We start from the raw sequence: 17640 nt of genomic DNA, 5'->3' as shown, positions 1-17640 counted from the left end.
GTAATTTGTCATTGTGGGTTTCAAAATGTTAACCAATCGCTCAAAATTGCCGCCGCTTTCATATAACTGTAACAAATGAGCCATCACTCACAGATAAGTTATGCGAATTTATCTAGCATGGCGCTCGTTATGGAACATAAACGACAGCAAGTTAGCCGTTTAACTACCGGGTAGATACCAGGCTATACCGGGGTCAAAAACTACAAAAAAGCCATCGGAGGCACTCATGTTGAGTATTTTTAAGCCCGCGCCGCATCAGGCCCGGCTTCCAGCAGAACAGATTGATCCCACCTACCGCCGCCTACGCTGGCAAATCTTTATGGGCATCTTTTTCGGTTACGCCGCCTACTATCTGGTGCGTAAAAACTTTACTCTCGCCATGCCGTATTTGATCGAACAAGGGTTCTCTCGCGGGGATCTGGGCTTCGCGTTATCGGGTATTTCTATTGCCTACGGTTTCTCAAAATTCATCATGGGTTCGGTTTCTGACCGGTCTAACCCACGGATATTCCTCTCTGCCGGTTTGATTCTCGCCGCCGCCGTGATGCTGTTTATGGGCTTTGTGCCTTGGGCAACATCTAGTATCGCCGTGATGTTCGTGCTGCTGTTCTTATGTGGCTGGTTCCAGGGTATGGGTTGGCCGCCATGTGGCCGTACTATGGTGCACTGGTGGTCGAAGAAGGAACGCGGCAGTATCGTGTCAGTCTGGAACTGCGCCCATAACGTCGGTGGTGGCTTACCACCATTACTGTTCCTGCTGGGGATGGCGTGGTTTAACGACTGGAAAGCCGCACTCTACATGCCTGCTTTTGGTGCCATTCTGGTGGCATTGATTGTCTTTGGTCTGATGCGTGATACCCCTCAATCCGTGGGCTTGCCGCCGATTGAAGAGTACAAAAACGACTATCCAGATGACTACAGTGAAGAAGCAGAAGAAGAACTGACAGCTAAACAGATCTTCATGCAATACATATTGCCCAACAAACTGTTGTGGTACATCGCGATTGCTAACGTTTTTGTTTATTTACTGCGTTACGGCATCCTCGACTGGTCACCGACCTACCTGAAAGAAGTGAAACACTTCGCACTGGATAAATCCTCATGGGCTTATTTCCTGTATGAATACGCTGGTATTCCAGGGACGCTGTTGTGCGGTTGGATGTCCGACAAAGTGTTTAGAGGTAACCGCGGGGCCACCGGTGTGTTCTTTATGACTCTGGTGACTATCGCTACCATCATTTACTGGCTGAACCCGGTCGGTAACCCAGGTATCGATATGGCCTGTATGATCACCATCGGCTTCCTGATCTATGGCCCGGTAATGTTGATTGGCTTACATGCGCTTGAATTAGCACCGAAAAAAGCAGCAGGGACCGCAGCGGGCTTCACCGGCTTGTTCGGTTATCTGGGCGGCTCGGTAGCAGCGAGTGCCATCGTCGGTTATACCGTGGACTACTTCGGTTGGGACGGCGGCTTTATGGTCATGATCGGCGGCAGTATCTTGGCTGTTCTGTTACTGATCGTTGTGATGTTTAGTGAGAAAAAGCATCACGCAGAGCTGGCTAGAAAACAGGGCTTATAAGTTCATCTAGTTACGTTTTTTCAGGCTGTGTCGTTATTGATGGATTTATAGCGACATAGCCTTTTTCATACCCTGAGATTGATAAATGGAGCACTATCAATGCAAACCCACATCAAAACCCTGTTGGCGAGTATTATTCTGGCATCCTCAGTTACCGGTATGGCTCAGGCCACCGAGCAGTCATCAGTAGTCACCAAACCGTCGGCAAGCAAAGTTGTCATCGCACATCGTGGTGCCAGTGGTTATCTGCCGGAGCATTCACTGCCCGCTAAAGCCATGGCCTACGCACAAGGTGCGGATTATCTTGAACAAGATTTGGTGATGACCAAAGATAATGAGTTGGTGGTTCTGCACGACCATTATCTGGATCGCGTGACCGATGTGGCTGAGCGCTTCCCCGATCGCGCACGCAAAGATGGCCGCTATTACGCCATTGATTTTACGCTACCAGAAATTAAATCACTGAAATTTACCGAAGGCTTTGATATTGATAAAGACGGTAAGAAAGTGCAGAGCTATCCGGGCCGTTTCCCGATGGGCAAATCTGACTTCCGTGTACATACCTTCCAGGAAGAGATTGAATTTGTTCAAGGTTTGAATCATTCGACCGGTAAAAACGTTGGGATTTACCCAGAAATAAAAGCACCGTGGTTCCATAAACAAGAAGGGAAAGACATCTCAACCAAGGTGTTGGAAGTACTGAAACAGTACGGTTACACCACCAAGGGCGATAAAGTTTATCTGCAATGCTTTGATGCCAATGAATTAAAACGCATCAAAAACGAGCTGGAACCGAAGATGGGTATGGACCTGAAACTGGTCCAACTGGTGGCTTATACCGACTGGAATGAAACCTACGAACAGAAACCTGATGGCAAATGGGTCAATTACAGTTACGACTGGATGTTCAAGCCAGGAGCGATGAAGCAAGTAGCACAGTATGCCGATGGCATCGGCCCTGACTACCATATGCTGGTGGTTGAAACCTCTACGCCGGATAACATCAAGCTGACCAATATGGTCAAAGATGCGCATGCCAACAATATGATGGTTCACCCGTACACCATCCGTGCGGATAAGCTGCCGAAATACGCGACTAACGTCAATCAGCTATTCGATATTATCTACAATCAAGCGCAGGTTGACGGGGTGTTTACTGACTTCCCGGATCAAGGTGTGCAGTTCCTGCAAAAACAGGGGCAACACCAGTAAGTTGATGCTCTGAGATAACGGAATAAACCAGTGGCGCAATTATGTTTAATGCGCCACTTTTTCGTTTACGAAAAGTTTAATTTACTTCGTTAAATCAGTTAGTTATCTGTTCCTAAAAACATCTTACGCAAATAGTGTGGTACTGCATCATCGGCGTTTGAACCTATCACTTCCAGATTCGGTAACATGTCTTTTAGCCGTTGATGCGCATCACGCATGATGCAGCCTTTGCCAGACATCGACAGCATTTCCAGGTCATTCATACCATCACCAAAAGCGATACATTCTTTCAGTGAATAACCGATAATTTTGGCAACTTGATCAAGCGCATGCCCCTTAGAGACACCGCCGCCCATCACTTCCAGACAGGTTGGGAAAGAAAAACTGACATTAACTCGATCGCCCCAACGTGCATTGATGGCTTCTTCTAAAATCAACAACTTGTCATGATCTTCACAGGTGAAGTAAACCTTACACACACCATCGGTTGGCAGTAATGCAGGTTCAAATACCTGATAATTAAATACCGACTCACGGAAAAATTCTTTCTGTGCCGGGCTTTCACGGTTCATAAACCATTCGTCGTTCAGGTAGACGTTGGTCAGGATATCCGGGTTATTGTGCTCAATATTGTACAAATCACGCGCAATATCTGCATCAAGGTTATGACTAAAAATCAGCTCTCCCGCCGTGTTGTGCACCCGTGCGCCGTTGGAGGTAATCATGAAGGCACTGATTTCCAAGCTATCGCGGATTTGTGCCACATCGATATGATGGCGACCAGTGGCAAACACAAAATGCACGTCGCGCTGCGTCAGCAACTTGAGTGTTTCTTTAGTATATGGCGTTAAAAGATGATCAGGTGATAGCAGGGTGCCATCTAAATCGGAAGCAACAACATGATACATAGCGGTATGTTCTAACCTCTGGTGGCGTCGGAGCCATAATGGCCGACTGATGATTGATGTTGCGCGAAAAAGCGCAATATGGCGCTCAGCGCCTCGGCACGAAGCTGGTCCCGCTCGAACAGGATCTCATGGCGTGCACCTTGAACTCTCTTAGGTTGTCCCCCTTCGCAAGGGTGTCCTGCCAAAGTCATTGCCTGAGAAAAAGCATCATGAGCCGGGTTATGTACTACCCGATCCTCACTGGCTTGTAATAATAGAACCGGCGTGGTTATCTTTTCTGCTTGCGCGATAATTTGCTCGCCCACCAGCAGACTTTCTCGGATCCAATGATAGGTTGGCCCACCAAGACGTATTTCCGGTGTATCCGCATATTGGCGTAAATAGCGGCGATATCGCTCACGGCTATGGGTTAACACATTGACCAGATAGGGCAGTGGCCGCCACTGGCCGGTACCAATAGCATAATAGTCGCGCAGCGTTTGATGCCTTTCGGCCCAGTCGACAATGCGGTGAGCCAGCCAGCCGGGCATCGGTAAGTGGATACCAAACATCGGAGCACATAATGCTACCGCATTAAACACATCCGGTTCTCTGGCCAGAAAACGCGTTAGAATTGCACCCCCCATTGAATGAGCCAGGGCAAATCGCTGCTGATAATGGCTATCAGTTATTTCGCGCTGCACTAACTGCGCAAAATCCTCAATATAATCATCAAACTTAATCACATGACCACGGTTACCATCCTCAAGCAAGCGACCCGACCGCCCTTGCCCACGATGATCCAGCACTATCACATCATAGCCTTGCTGAAACAGATCATAAGCCACTTCAGGATATTTAACGTAACTTTCAATGCGACCGGGCACCACCACCACCACTCGAGTGTGTTGTGGTGCACGAAAGCGGACATAGCGAATCGGAATATCATCGACGCCGATAAACTCATCCTCATCTCGCTGTTGCCAAAAATCTAACAGCGGCCCGTTAACAAAAGCAGCAAACTGCTCTTCACGCGTTAACCAGCTATTGTCTAACGGCATAGCGTGGCTCGATATAGCATGACCTTGTAAATCATGACTGATGACATCCTTTGACCGGAATTGCTCAATGTTCAATACACCTGATATTCTGGTAAACCCAGTCGTTCTGTGAGCCATAGCACAACTATTAGCAATAGAGTATTGTGGCATAAATTTATGCATTCAGGGAGCTTTGCCGATGACCTTAGACTGGTGGTTAACCTATCTACTGACCACATTGATCCTCAGCCTGTCCCCTGGTTCTGGGGCCATTAACACCATGAGCACCGCCATCAGCCACGGTACGCGCGGGGTTGTGGCCTCAATTTGCGGGCTGCAATTGGGATTAGCCGTGCACATTGTATTAGTTGGCGTGGGGTTGGGTGCACTGATTTCACAATCCTTGCTGGCATTTGAAATACTAAAATGGCTTGGTGCGGCTTACTTAATCTGGCTTGGGATTCAGCAATGGCGCGCTGCCGGTGCGCTGGATCTGCATGCGCTAGCCAACAGTATGCCGCGGCGAAAACTGTTTAAACGCGCGGTGTTTGTTAACCTTACCAACCCAAAAAGCATCGTTTTTCTAGCGGCATTATTCCCACAATTTGTGCTGCCACACCAACCGCAAGTGGCGCAATATCTGATTCTCGGCACCACCAGCGTGGTGGTTGATATTATTGTGATGATTGGTTACGCCACCCTCGCTACCCGAATTGCTGGCTGGATTAAATCACCACAACAAATGAAATTACTGAACCGGATATTTGGTGGCTTATTTATGCTGGTAGGCGCGTTATTGGCAACCGCCAGAAAAGTGTAATGCTAATTCAAACAAATGATTACCCAACCGGCATCATCTGCCAGTTGGGGCATTAATTAGCGCGATAAGATCAAATGGATACCAAAACCGGCAAACAGTACCCCCGCCAGTCCATCAATCCATTTTGATAAACGCTGATAGCCACGGCGCATCACCGGCAAGGCAAATACGCAGGCGACAATAGTGAACCAAACGAAGGTTTCACCAACAATCAGCACAAACAAGCCCCAGCGCGCACCCGCACTGACGTCATCGCCAACAAATAGTGAGAACACACTGCCGAAATAGATAACGGCTTTCGGGTTCGACAGATTAGTCAGGAAGCCGCGCAGGAAGGTCCGACCACGGGCGGGTAATGCAACTTGAACCACCCCCTCGCTACCATGACGTTTGGCTCGGGCAGATTTCAGCAGTTGCCACCCCATCCAGCACAGATATAGCCCACCACCGACCATAATAATCTGATGTAACCACGCCATTTTCTGCAAGATAAGGTTCAACCCCATCAGCGCCACACCAGCCCAGATAACAATTCCCAGCGAGATCCCGACCACCCCCATCATCGCCTCACGGCGCGAACGGCTGGCTGCAGTTTGCGAGACAAAAAAGAAATCCGGCCCTGGGCTCATTAATGCAACCAGATGGACCAGCGCAACGGTAAGGAATAGCATCAACATGATAGATTCTCATATACCCTGCGAACCGAAAATCGCAGCGGCGTTAGCGAAAGGCGACCGGTTAGTCGTCGTTGTTGTCTACATGGTCGCGGATCATCGCCATAAACGGCGCGCCAAAACGCTCCAGTTTGCGTTGCCCAACACCATTGACGCTCAACAGCTCGCTGGCAGTAATCGGCATCTGTTCCGCCATCTCCAGCAAGGTAGCATCGTTAAACACCACATAAGGCGGAATATTGCCTTCGTCAGCGATAGATTTACGCAACTTGCGCAATTTGGCGAACAACTTGCGATCATAATTGCCGCCATAAGATTTTTGATTAGCGCTACTGCGCACTTTCAGGCTCTGAATACGCGGCACTGCCAATTGTAACGGCAATTCAGCACGCAGAATCGGGCGAGCGGCCTCAGTCAGTTGTAACGCTGAAAACATTGCGATATTTTGGCTCAGCAACCCGAGATGGATAAGCTGGCGCAATATACTGACCCAGTGTTCGTGGCTTTGTTCGCGGCCAATCCCATACACTGATAACTTGTCATGACCCATTTCACGGATACGCTGGTTATTCGCCCCGCGCAGCACCTCGACAATATACCCCAGACCAAACCGCTGTCCGACACGATAAACACACGAGAGGGCTTTTTGTGCATCAGCCAGCCCATCGTAGCGCTTCGGCGGATCGAGGCAAATATCACAGTTACCACACGACTGCTGTTTACCCTCACCAAAATAGTTGAGCAGCACCAGACGACGACAAGTCTGCGCCTCCGCAAAAGCGCCCATAGCATTTAATTTATGCCGTTCAATATCTTGCTGTGCCCCTGCTGGTTTCTCTTCCAGACAGCGACGCAACCACGCCATATCCGCCGGATCGTACAGCAACATGGCTTCAGCAGGCAGGCCATCACGCCCGGCACGGCCGGTTTCCTGATAATAAGACTCGATAGTGCGCGGGATATCAAAATGCACCACAAAGCGGACGTTGGGTTTGTTAATCCCCATACCAAAGGCCACGGTCGCGACCACCACTTGCAGATCATCGCGCTGGAATGCTTCCTGCACCTGTCCCCGACGCTCGTTATCCAGCCCGGCATGGTAGGCCGCCACACTTAAGCCACGGCTCTGCAAACGGGCGGTGGTGTCTTCCACTTTTGCCCGGCTGTTACAATAGATAATGCCACTTTTGCCGCGTTGGTCTTGCACAAAACGCCATAATTGATCGAGCGGTTTGAACTTCTCTACCAAGGTGTAACGGATATTGGGGCGGTCAAAACTGCTGACTTGAATCAGTGGCTGATCCAGATTAAGCAGACGAACAATATCCCCCCGCGTCGCGTCATCCGCCGTGGCAGTGAGCGCAATAACCGGTAAATCAGGGAAACGTTGCTTTAACTGGCCTAGAGCACGATATTCCGGGCGGAAATCATGACCCCATTGAGAAATACAGTGCGCCTCATCCACCGCCAATAAAGCTGGCCGCCACTGATACAATTGATCGAGGAAACTCTCCATGACCAAGCGTTCTGGAGCAATATACAGCAGCTTAATCTGACCGCTACGGCAACCGTCCATCACGGCTAACTGTTGTTCACGCGTTTGCGACGAGTTTAAGCACCCCGCACCAACGCCGTAGGCCAGCAGTTGGTCGACCTGATCCTTCATGAGCGAGATCAACGGAGAGACTACCAGCGTCAACCCATCCGTCACCAGTGCCGGAATCTGATAACACAAGGACTTACCACCACCGGTAGGCATCACTACCAGACAGTCTTGCCCTGATAGGGTGGCGTTGATAATTTCCTGTTGTCCGGGCCGGAATTGCTGATAGCCGAAAGTATCTCGCAATACCTGCACTGCCAGTAATTCCCTATTTATCACTGCTGCGGTCGACACACTCTTCCCCAACTATAAGATCTGCACAGGCCGGTTAACCGGCCTGTGTCTGAAACTTTTCTAACGCCGGATGACGTTAAAGGACATCGTTTAACATGATACCCACACCCACCCGTGTTTGCCTAAAGTTATAGTCAATCATTGACTCACCATAGCCACTGAACACTTGGGTATAGAAACGAACATGCTTGGTGATAGGATAGCTCCAGCCCATTTCTGCGCCGCCGTAACCGGTATTCCAGTTATAATGGCCATCCACGCTGAATACACTGTCACCCAAGGCATAACCGACTTTCAGACGATAATAACCCATGTATTTATTGATATCCGGGTTGTCATCTTTCTCGTCGCTTTCTGGCAGACGATACCAAGGCTTCAAGTCAATTTCTAAATTGCCACGCTGTGCCATCACACGGGTGTATACACGATCCCAGCTACGTGAGGTTGGATCCGCTTTACCGTTAGACTGGTGGTTATAACCAAACTCTACTTCACGGAAAGTCCAGCCCGCCAACTCGTAATCAGTTGCCCATGCCAGGAACAGTTGCGGTTCATAGTTTGTTTCGCGGAATGGCGAGGACTCATCACTATTGGATGCCTGCCACCAAGAACGTTGCGTATAAGAAGCACCCAGTAATGAGTTATCACCGGCAATACCACGCCAAATAGGGAAACCTAAACTCAGTTGGAATTTAACTTCATCCCTCTTGGCATTTTCAGCCCAATCATAAGAGCTGATAGCATCTTTATTGATATTACTGGTATAGGTATATAACAGATAGTTTGTTTCATATGGATAAAGCAGAAACGGATTATCGTGATCCTGCAACATTGCCGCAATAATACTACCACGCACCTCAGGTGCATCATGAATCTTCTCAACCGTTGCAGCTTCTGCCTGTGCCAACGTTGGCACCAGTAACAGCGCTATCAGTATCCGCCAAAATCTTCCCATTATTCCCCCATCACCTTACGGATTATTTCTATTTGTAATGAAAACAGCTCATTCTACACACAAATGTTATCTGATATTAGTGTTGTTTATATTTATGGCTTAACGGCTGGAAAACAACAAAACAGAAGCATAAAATAAACAATTCGTTAACTTACACTATGATTGCTTATCGGCAACCAAGAAGAGAATAGGGAAAAATGCCAGTAACAACTTTAACGTTAGAGGATGCTCGCCGCATGATTGGCGAAGTATTTGTGTATCACATGCCATTTAACCGTGAGCTTGGTCTGCGATTAACCCGTTTCGAGCAAGATTACGCCGAGATTGCTTTCGATAATAATGACAAGTTAGTTGGCAATATTGCACAACGAATTTTGCATGGTGGCGTTATTGCCGCAGTGCTGGATGTTGCTGCCGGACTGGTGTGCGTTGGGAATAGCCTGGTACGCCATGAACCGCTCATTAAAGAACAATTGCAAATGAAGCTGGCTAAAATGGGCACTATCGATCTGCGTGTTGACTATCTACGCCCCGGCCGAGGCGAGCATTTTATTGCCAGCAGCAGTATTTTACGCAGTGGCAATAAAGTGTCGGTTGCCCGGGTTGAGCTGCATAATGAAAGCCAAATGCATATCGCTAGCGCAACGGCAACTTATCTGGTTGGCTGATTTGCCCGTCAGCGGTGATGATTCGTAACGCGAAGTTAAGTACACTCACCGCATCTCCTTTCTTGTCCCGAGCTACACCATGGATAAACAACGAACCCGTCAGGGCATTTTATTTGCTCTGGCAGCCTATTTTATTTGGGGTATTGCCCCAGCTTATTTCAAGCTCATCCAGCAGGTGCCGGCTGATGAAATTTTGACTCATCGGATTATCTGGTCATTTTTCTTTATGTTGATTCTGCTAACTGTTAGCCGCAATTGGCCACAGGTACGCAGTGCCTGTAGAAACGGCAAACGCCTGTTATTGCTAGCAGTTACTGCTGTGTTGATTGCCAGTAACTGGCTGTTGTTTATCTGGGCGGTAAACCACAATCATATGCTGGAAGCCAGTTTGGGCTATTTCATTAACCCGCTAGTAAATGTGTTATTCGGCATGTTGTTTCTGGGTGAGCGCTTTCGTCGCATGCAGTGGGTTGCGGTGGCATTAGCGTTCGGCGGGGTATTGATTCAATTATGGCAGTTTGGCTCGCTACCGATAATCGCCCTGGGACTCGCGATAAGCTTTGCTTTATACGGTCTGATTCGTAAAAAACTCGGGATAGATGCCCAAACCGGCATGCTGGTGGAAACTATGTGGCTATTGCCGATAGCAGCGGTGTATCTGTTCTTTATTGCCGATAGCCCAACCAGCCACATGAGCACCAATGCGTGGTCGCTTAACCTGTTATTGGCAGCAGCCGGGGTGATTACCACTATCCCGCTACTGTTCTTCACCGCCGCCGCCACTCGCTTAAAACTATCGACATTGGGCTTTTTCCAATACCTCGGGCCAACGTTGATGTTTATTCTGGCGGTAACCTTCTACGGCGAAACCATTGGCAACGATAAAATGGTGACTTTCGCCTTTATCTGGGCGGCACTGTTGCTGTTCACATTGGATGCGCTCTACACCCAACGTAAGCGCCGCGCCTAGATAGCAAGCCGACAAAAATGCCCGGTTACTCATCGAGTTATGATATTGGTAACCAAAGAACTTGAAGTTGCAGGTAGGCTGCCAGTGAACTCATCCCGATGAGCTTACACAGTCCAAGTGATTCGGGTGCGTGAACGCAGCTAACATCCCTGCAGCTTCAAGGGCGAAGGTTAGGTTAGAGCCAGTTCTTGCGTTTGAAATACAAGTACGGTGCTAAACCCGCGATAATCATCAAACTGATCGCGCCCGGATAGCCAAATGACCAGCGCAATTCCGGCATAAACTCAAAGTTCATCCCGTAGCTGGATGCCACCAGTGTTGGCGGCAGGAACACCACCGATACCACCGAGAAGATCTTTATAATCCGGTTCTGCTCGATATTGATAAAGCCCATTGCTGCCTGCATCAGGAAGTTAACCTTCTGGAACAGGGATTCATTGTGTGGCAATAGGGATTCAATATCGCGCAATACCTCACGGGCTTGCTCCAGTTGACCACTCGGCAAGCGGGCTTTACGTACTAAGAAATTCAGTGCTCGCTGGGTATCCATCAGACACAAGCGCACTTTCCAGCCGATATCTTCCTGTTCCGCTAAGGTAGACAACGCGGCGTCATATTCATCACCTTGCTGCCCTTCCATAATGACGCGACTTAAGGCTTCCAAATCGCTATAAATGTTTTCGATTTCATCGGCTAGCTGCTCAATTTTGGTTTCGAACAGATCCAACAACAGCTCATAGGCATTGCCATCAACCAGTGTTTGGTTACGCGCCCGCATCCGATATAAACGAAAAGCCGGTAACTCGCGCTCACGCAGGGTATACAGGCGACCATCACGGATGGTAAATGCCACGGTTGAGTTACCCGCATGGTCTTCAGCATCTTCATAATAGAAGAAGGAGTGGATATGTAGGCCATCCTCATCTTCAAAGAAGCGGGCGGAAGCCTCGATGTCGTCCAACTCTGGCCGGGTCGCCAGGCTTTGCCCTAACTCAGACTGGACGCGTTCGCGCTCCCCTTCTTCCGGTTCAACTAAGTCGACCCAAATTGATGAGGTCAGATCATCTGACTCATCTGATTCATCCAGCTCCAAACGGGATAAGCGATTGTTACTTAATTTAAATGCGCTCAGCATGTGCCAAAACTCCCTTGCGGTGATGGATAGGGATAACGCATTGAAGCACAGAAACAGCGAGGTATTGATAAATACTCTATGTTTCAGACCATAAGGAGATCTGACTCACAGCGACGGCTTAGCGGGGCCGCTGACAACCACGAAGGCTATCAGCAAATATGAGGATAGCCTTAGAAGTTGCACCATATGAACAGGTTATTGAGCCAGTATCTACTGGGTGTGTCCAAGGCGAATGTCCTCATCAAGAATAGTGCGCGCATGTTACGCCGAGAAGAAAAAGACTGTCAACCGGTTAAAAGTAGTTAATAGGTGAGCTTTATTTTTAGTTGTTACGGACACAACAGGCGATAACACATCTTGGCGGCAGCTATCTGGCATGAACTGGCTAAAAAGCAAAAAAAAACCGAAGCCAACATCGACTTCGGTTTTGTGTATCCTGCATCTTCATTTAGCCAAAAACCGGCAAAATTCACAAAACAGGCTTTCCCTTTGGTATTGGCAAAATATCAACGCTTTATATTTTTAAACTGTTTGGTGGTGTCCGTTAGTGCAATTTCAGTCGGCAGACGTTCCATCGAACTGGCACCATAAAAACCGTCACATTGCGGGCAGTTATCCATAATGTATTGGGCATCTTCTGGTGAGGAAATTGGCCCACCGTGACACAGCACAATGATACCTTCACGTACCGCTTTTGCCGCCGCAGCCCAGTCATTAATTAGAGGCACACAGTCCGCCAGTTTCAGTGCCGTGTCCGCACCGATGTTACCGCCAGTCGTCAGCCCCATATGTGGCACAATAATGTCAGCACCCGCTTGTGTCATGGCAACCGCATCGGCGGCACTGAAAACATATGGGGTGGTCAGTAAATCTTTTTCGTGAGCCAGGCGGATCATATCCACTTCCAAGCCATACCCCATGCCAGTCTCTTCCAGATTGGCACGGAAGTTACCGTCAATTAACCCAACGGTTGGGAAGTTCTGCACGCCAGAAAAACCCAATGCTTTCAATTGGTCCAAAAAGTGATCGAACTGACAGAATGGGTCAGTACCATTCACTCCCGCCAGCACTGGCGTATTTTTGACTACCGGCAGCACTTCTTTGGCCATATCGACCACGATTTCATTGGCATTCCCGTAGGCCAGCAAACCTGCCAGCGACCCACGCCCCGCCATACGATAGCGGCCTGAGTTATAGATAACGATAAGATCAATTCCACCAGCCTCTTCACATTTAGCTGACAGCCCTGTGCCCGCACCGCCACCGATAATCGGCTCACGGCGGGCAATCATTTCCCGAAATTTGGCTAAAATGGCCTGGCGTTGAAATTTTGGCATATATCTCTCCACGAATAAAATGGCCCTAATGGGATGGGCTCTTTGTTATTTCTTTAAAGTTTTCTACTGCGGCCTGGGCAAATTCTGGGTCATTGATGTTGAACGGATAGTGCACTAAGCGGCGTTTATCAGTTTGAATGACGGTCTCTTCCAGCGTATCAATAAAGGCTTTCAACGCTTTTTCATCCCAGAATGGCTGGCCCGGCGCATCCAATGCTGAGAATCCGCCGGCTGGAATTAAGAAGCGCACTTCACCCTGACAACGATTGAGCTTTTCACCAATCCAGCGTGCCATTTGAATATTCTCTTGCTCGGTGGTGCGCATCAGTGTCACTTGGGCGTTATGTTTATAGAACAAGCGATCGGCATATTTAGCCGGAATAGTTGCCGGGCTGCCGAAGTTGACCATATCCAATGCACCGCAAGAGCCGACATACGGGATGTTGCTGTGAGCAATAGCATCGAAGCGTTCCGGCCCACAGGCCAATACCCCGTCAAATAACAGGTCGCAGACCTCGGTGGTGGTCAGATCAAGTGCCCCCGCCAGCAAGCCACTTTCGGCCAGTTTTTCCATAGCTTTGCCGCCGCTACCTGTGGCGTGGAACACCAAACAGTCATATTCGTCTGATAATGCGGCACTGACGGCCTGAATACAGGGAGTTGTCACACCAAACATGGTCAAGCCCAGCGCCGGTTTATCATCAACCAGTAACTCTTCTTTGGCGAAATAGACTGCTCCGGCAATCTGGTGAGCGGCATTACTCAGTACACGACGAGAAATGCGGTTAAGCCCGGCAATATCGGTGACGGAATACATCATGGCGATATCACTGGCACCGATGTAACCTGAAACATCACCAGAAGCCATGGTAGATACCATCAGTTTAGGAATACCAATCGGTAAGCTTTGCATCGCCGGTGTAATCAGCGCGGTGCCGCCGGAACCTCCCAGACCTAATAACGCGGCCACATCATCACGGCTGGCAATAAAACGCTCAAAAGCGACGGCCATTGCACTTATCGCCCGCCCCCTATCACCACAGAACACCGCCTGACGCCCATCGGGGTGATGGCCCGCTACTGTCTCGGCAGAGATATCTGCGCCACTGGCTCGTTGGCCTTCTTTAGTCGATAAATCCACCGTGACCGTTGTTAGCCCGGTTGCTTTAATCAATTCACTGACATATGTCAGCTCTTCGCCTTTGGTATCTGTGGTAGTCGCGATAAAAATATGACGAGGCATCTGAACATCCTTCTATGAATGCGCGTGTAGCTCACTTCTTTTTATTGGAAGTTTATTTTCTACTTACAGCCGAACAACGAAGCGAGTTGGTTAAGATAGAATCATATTGAGACTAGAGTATCATTTTCGCAAAGGATACTACTGATTTTTGAGACTAGAGTCTCAAAATTAGTTTGCAGGTGAAATGCATTCATGGCGATTTGTGCGGTCGGTTTGTTATAGTGAGCGCAGATACTCGTTATTGACCATGGAGTGACCGTGCATAATCAGGATAAACAGGAGCGCGTCTCTCCATCACTGACCACCATCAAAGCCAGAACCCGACGGTTACTGATCGATACGGCGATGTCGATGTATGAACAAGGGACATTTCCGTCGATAACAGACGTAGCAAATGCGGCGCAACTCTCGCGCGCTACGGCTTATCGTTATTTCCCGACGCAAAGTGCGTTGGTTTCTGCCATGGTCGATGAAAGCCTTGGGCCGATATTGGCATGGCAGCCTACCCAACCAGATGCCCGGCAACGCATTGCAGAACTGCTCTCTTTTGCTTATCCACGCATGTTGCAACACGAAGGTGTACTTCGTGCCGCGCTGCATCTGTCATTGCAACAATGGGCGGCTGACCGCAGCAATCCTAACAGTGAAGAAAAGTTGGTGCGTGGTAACCGTAAGCGGTTATTGAAGCTGGCTGTCGAGCCGCTGGAAGGGAAGTTGTCACCGGAGGCCTTGCAACGGGTGATCTATGCTTTCTCGTTAATCTATGGCTCAGAAGTGTTTATGGTGCTGAAAGATATTTGGCATTTGGATGATGCGGGTATTCAGGATGTGACGCAGTGGATGGGGAAAGCGATTTTGTTGCAGGCTGAAACCGATGCCAAGCAAGCGCCTCAGGATGAGAGCCGCTAATGCCGCGGCTACATTAATTACCCAAAGTTATTGGCGTTGCAGCAAGACAGCAAATGAACGCATCCCGATGAGCTTACACAGTCAAGTGAGAGCCGCTAACACCCCTGCGGCGTCAAGACCGCAGGGTAAATTTATACGGCTTCTAATCGGGCGTAAGCCGCGACCAACCACTTAATCCCCTCTCCGGGGAAAGCAATTTGCAACCGGCTGTGTTCGCCGCTACCTTCCAGATTAACCACGGTACCTTCACCAAATTTAGGATGACGCACCCGCTGACCCAGTGAGAAACCACTGTCATTTTCATTCATCGGCGTCCCCATATTGCGGTGGTTAACCGGGCGAGAAACCGTTGCACGTAGCCGTACTTCTTCGACGCATTCCTGCGGCAGTTCGCCGATAAAGCGGGATGGCCGATGATTCACTTCTTTGCCGTACAGACGGCGGCTCTCAGCATAGCAAAGTGTCAGTTTCTGCATCGCGCGGGTGACCCCGACATAGGCCAGTCGGCGCTCTTCTTCCAAGCGGCCACCTTCATCCAGTGACATCTGGCTCGGGAACATCCCCTCTTCCATACCCACAATGAACACCTGTGGGAACTCTAAGCCTTTCGCGGAATGGAGAGTCATTAATTGCACTGCATCCTGATAAGCATCGGCCTGCCCCTCTCCCGCTTCCAGCGCTGCATGAGACAAAAATGCTTGTAGTGGCATCAGGTCCTGATCTTCATCCTGATAACTGTATTGGCGGGTCGCATTGACCAGCTCTTCAAGATTCTCAACGCGCGCCTGACCTTTTTCACCTTTTTCCTGTTCGTACATCGACCACAAACCGGAATCACGAATTACTCGGTCACTTTGGACATGCAACGGCATATCCGCCGTTTCATGAGCCAGGGAGTCGACCAGCTCAACAAACCGTTGCAGCGCAGAGGCTGCACGGCCTGCCAGCACTTTTTCCTGCAACATGGCACGGGTTGATTGCCACAGCGTTAGCTGACGGTCACGGGCGGTTTGGCGCACCACATCTAAGGTGCGATCGCCAATACCGCGAGTAGGTGTATTGACCACTCGCTCAAAAGCCGCATCATCATTGCGGTTGGAAATTAGCCGCAGATAAGCCAGTGCATCTTTAATCTCTTGACGTTCGAAGAAGCGCTGACCGCCATAAATACGGTACGGCATCGCGGTCTGCAATAGTGCTTCTTCCAAAACACGCGATTGGGCGTTGCTACGATACAAGATGGCACAATCATTCAGAGCACCACCGTTGTCCTGCCAGGCTTTGATGCGGTTAACCACAAAGCGCGCTTCATCCAGCTCGTTAAAGGCGCAATAGAGTGAGATCGGTTCGCCTTCGGCACCGTCCGTCCACAGGTTTTTCCCCATGCGGCCATCATTATTGGCAATCAGAGTATTTGCTGCCGTCAAAATATTGCTGGTAGAACGGTAATTCTGCTCCAACCGGATGGTTTCAGCGCCGGGGAAATCTTTCAAGAAGCGCTGGATATTTTCCACCTGCGCCCCACGCCAGCCATAGATTGATTGGTCATCGTCACCGACAATCATCACATTAGAACGGTCACCTGCCAGCAGACGGATCCAGGCGTATTGGATATTGTTGGTATCCTGAAACTCATCCACCAAAATGTTGGTGAAGCGTTCACGATAATGATTAAGAATATGGGGTTTGTTTAGCCACAATTCGTGTGCTCGCAGCAACAGCTCGGCAAAATCTACCAGACCGGCGCGGTCACAAGCTTCCTGATACGCCTGATAGATACGCAGCCAGGTGGCTTCAACCGGATTGCCATAGCTCTCAATATGCTGTGGCCGTAATCCTTCGTCTTTTTTGCCGTTGATGTACCACATCGCCTGACGCGGTGGCCATTGTTTATCATCTAAATTCAGTGTTTTAACCAAACGTTTTAATAACCGTAGCTGGTCGTCGCTGTCGAGAATCTGAAAATCCTGCGGCAAGTTAGCATCCATATGGTGAGCGCGCAGCAAGCGGTGCGCCAACCCATGGAAAGTCCCAATCCACATTCCGCCCTGACTGGTGCCAATCAAGTGTTCAATACGGTGGCGCATTTCGGCCGCCGCTTTATTGGTGAACGTCACTGCGATAATTGAGTACGGAGACGCATTTTCTACTGATAACAACCAGGCAATGCGATGAACCAGCACCCGGGTTTTGCCACTGCCTGCACCGGCCAGGACCAACAGGTTGCAGCGTGGCGCAGCCACGGCTTCGCGTTGTTTTTCATTCAGGCTGTCGAGCAGATCAGAAACGTCCATAGGCACCGTTTATCGGG

General features: G+C 49.4%; 15 protein-coding genes. 6 read left to right on the top strand and 9 right to left on the bottom strand.

Going from position 1 to position 17640, the window contains the following annotated elements; translation table 11 throughout:
* Positions 1-226 precede the first annotated feature (226 nt).
* Together glpT and glpQ are read left to right on the top strand one after the other, a co-directional pair.
* A complete protein-coding gene (gene glpT, locus V2A84_RS20330) occupies positions 227-1582 on the top strand; it encodes a glycerol-3-phosphate transporter (RefSeq protein ID WP_083161935.1) in 1356 nt (451 codons plus the stop codon).
* Positions 1583-1681: 99 nt separating this feature from the next.
* The gene (gene glpQ, locus V2A84_RS20325) at positions 1682-2794 is read left to right on the top strand and encodes a glycerophosphodiester phosphodiesterase (RefSeq protein WP_372569754.1); all 1113 of its coding nucleotides are present in this window, start codon (positions 1682-1684) and stop codon (positions 2792-2794) included.
* 98 nt (positions 2795-2892) lie between these two features.
* On the opposite strand, the gene yigL is transcribed toward glpQ, so the two are convergent.
* Together yigL and pldB are read right to left on the bottom strand one after the other, a co-directional pair.
* Positions 2893-3702: a sugar/pyridoxal phosphate phosphatase YigL gene (gene yigL / locus V2A84_RS20320; protein WP_083161931.1), complete on the bottom strand. Its 810-nt coding sequence runs from the start codon at positions 3700-3702 to the stop codon at positions 2893-2895.
* 11 nt (positions 3703-3713) lie between these two features.
* Positions 3714-4742, bottom strand: coding sequence for a lysophospholipase L2 (pldB, locus tag V2A84_RS20315; protein ID WP_083164008.1), 1029 nt, complete (start codon positions 4740-4742; stop codon positions 3714-3716).
* A gap of 178 nt (positions 4743-4920) precedes the next feature.
* On the opposite strand from pldB, the gene rhtB reads away from it, so the two are divergent.
* The gene (gene rhtB, locus V2A84_RS20310; protein WP_005188003.1) at positions 4921-5541 is read left to right on the top strand and encodes a homoserine/homoserine lactone efflux protein; all 621 of its coding nucleotides are present in this window, start codon (positions 4921-4923) and stop codon (positions 5539-5541) included.
* A 56-nt stretch (positions 5542-5597) separates the two neighbouring features.
* Here rhtB and rhtC read toward each other — a convergent pair whose 3' ends face one another.
* The 3 genes from rhtC to pldA all read right to left on the bottom strand — a co-directional run bounded on the left by rhtC (position 5598) and on the right by pldA (position 9067).
* A complete protein-coding gene (gene rhtC / locus V2A84_RS20305) occupies positions 5598-6218 on the bottom strand; it encodes a threonine export protein RhtC (protein WP_083161929.1) in 621 nt (206 codons plus the stop codon).
* Positions 6219-6279: 61 nt separating this feature from the next.
* Positions 6280-8112 (bottom strand): ATP-dependent DNA helicase RecQ, encoded by a 1833-nt coding sequence (gene recQ / locus V2A84_RS20300; protein WP_083161926.1) that lies wholly within the window; start codon positions 8110-8112, stop codon positions 6280-6282.
* 76 nt (positions 8113-8188) lie between these two features.
* On the bottom strand, positions 8189-9067 hold the full coding sequence (pldA, locus tag V2A84_RS20295) for a phospholipase A (protein WP_083161924.1): 879 nt from the start codon (positions 9065-9067) through the stop codon (positions 8189-8191).
* A gap of 197 nt (positions 9068-9264) precedes the next feature.
* On the opposite strand from pldA, the gene V2A84_RS20290 reads away from it, so the two are divergent.
* Together V2A84_RS20290 and rarD are read left to right on the top strand one after the other, a co-directional pair.
* The gene (locus tag V2A84_RS20290) at positions 9265-9735 is read left to right on the top strand and encodes a thioesterase family protein (protein WP_083161922.1); all 471 of its coding nucleotides are present in this window, start codon (positions 9265-9267) and stop codon (positions 9733-9735) included.
* Positions 9736-9814: 79 nt separating this feature from the next.
* Positions 9815-10705, top strand: a complete 891-nt coding sequence (gene rarD / locus V2A84_RS20285; RefSeq protein ID WP_083161919.1) for an EamA family transporter RarD — start codon at positions 9815-9817, stop codon at positions 10703-10705.
* A 175-nt stretch (positions 10706-10880) separates the two neighbouring features.
* Here rarD and corA read toward each other — a convergent pair whose 3' ends face one another.
* The 3 genes from corA to V2A84_RS20270 all read right to left on the bottom strand — a co-directional run bounded on the left by corA (position 10881) and on the right by V2A84_RS20270 (position 14420).
* On the bottom strand, positions 10881-11840 hold the full coding sequence (gene corA, locus V2A84_RS20280) for a magnesium/cobalt transporter CorA (RefSeq protein WP_005188027.1): 960 nt from the start codon (positions 11838-11840) through the stop codon (positions 10881-10883).
* A gap of 506 nt (positions 11841-12346) precedes the next feature.
* Positions 12347-13177, bottom strand: coding sequence for a phosphoenolpyruvate hydrolase family protein (locus V2A84_RS20275; protein WP_442821367.1), 831 nt, complete (start codon positions 13175-13177; stop codon positions 12347-12349).
* 25 nt (positions 13178-13202) lie between these two features.
* Entirely contained in the window at positions 13203-14420 is a 1218-nt protein-coding gene (locus tag V2A84_RS20270) for a Tm-1-like ATP-binding domain-containing protein (protein ID WP_083161915.1), read from the bottom strand.
* A gap of 258 nt (positions 14421-14678) precedes the next feature.
* On the opposite strand from V2A84_RS20270, the gene V2A84_RS20265 reads away from it, so the two are divergent.
* Complete coding sequence (locus V2A84_RS20265) at positions 14679-15329, top strand: TetR/AcrR family transcriptional regulator (RefSeq protein WP_102970516.1); 651 nt, start codon at positions 14679-14681, stop codon at positions 15327-15329.
* A gap of 131 nt (positions 15330-15460) precedes the next feature.
* On the opposite strand, the gene uvrD is transcribed toward V2A84_RS20265, so the two are convergent.
* Positions 15461-17623, bottom strand: coding sequence for a DNA helicase II (uvrD, locus tag V2A84_RS20260; protein WP_442849032.1), 2163 nt, complete (start codon positions 17621-17623; stop codon positions 15461-15463).
* Positions 17624-17640 lie beyond the last annotated feature (17 nt).

This window comes from Yersinia sp. 2553 StPb PI (genome assembly GCF_052217105.1).
Lineage (GTDB): Bacteria > Pseudomonadota > Gammaproteobacteria > Enterobacterales > Enterobacteriaceae > Yersinia > Yersinia enterocolitica_E.
Note: the sequence above shows the minus strand (reverse complement) of the source record. Positions and strands in the feature narration are given on the sequence as shown.

Excerpts from the sequence above, each read along its gene's own strand:
- glpT (WP_083161935.1), top strand. The coding sequence starts at position 227 with ATGTTGAGTATTTTTAAGCCCGCGCCGCATCAGGCCCGGCTTCCAGCA.
- glpQ (WP_372569754.1), top strand. The coding sequence starts at position 1,682 with ATGCAAACCCACATCAAAACCCTGTTGGCGAGTATTATTCTGGCATCC.
- yigL (WP_083161931.1), bottom strand. The coding sequence starts at position 3,702 with ATGTATCATGTTGTTGCTTCCGATTTAGATGGCACCCTGCTATCACCT.
- pldB (WP_083164008.1), bottom strand. The coding sequence starts at position 4,742 with ATGCCGTTAGACAATAGCTGGTTAACGCGTGAAGAGCAGTTTGCTGCT.
- rhtB (WP_005188003.1), top strand. The coding sequence starts at position 4,921 with ATGACCTTAGACTGGTGGTTAACCTATCTACTGACCACATTGATCCTC.
- rhtC (WP_083161929.1), bottom strand. The coding sequence starts at position 6,218 with ATGTTGATGCTATTCCTTACCGTTGCGCTGGTCCATCTGGTTGCATTA.
- pldA (WP_083161924.1), bottom strand. The coding sequence starts at position 9,067 with ATGGGAAGATTTTGGCGGATACTGATAGCGCTGTTACTGGTGCCAACG.
- V2A84_RS20290 (WP_083161922.1), top strand. The coding sequence starts at position 9,265 with ATGCCAGTAACAACTTTAACGTTAGAGGATGCTCGCCGCATGATTGGC.
- rarD (WP_083161919.1), top strand. The coding sequence starts at position 9,815 with ATGGATAAACAACGAACCCGTCAGGGCATTTTATTTGCTCTGGCAGCC.
- corA (WP_005188027.1), bottom strand. The coding sequence starts at position 11,840 with ATGCTGAGCGCATTTAAATTAAGTAACAATCGCTTATCCCGTTTGGAG.
- V2A84_RS20275 (WP_442821367.1), bottom strand. The coding sequence starts at position 13,177 with ATGCCAAAATTTCAACGCCAGGCCATTTTAGCCAAATTTCGGGAAATG.
- V2A84_RS20270 (WP_083161915.1), bottom strand. The coding sequence starts at position 14,420 with ATGCCTCGTCATATTTTTATCGCGACTACCACAGATACCAAAGGCGAA.
- uvrD (WP_442849032.1), bottom strand. The coding sequence starts at position 17,623 with ATGGACGTTTCTGATCTGCTCGACAGCCTGAATGAAAAACAACGCGAA.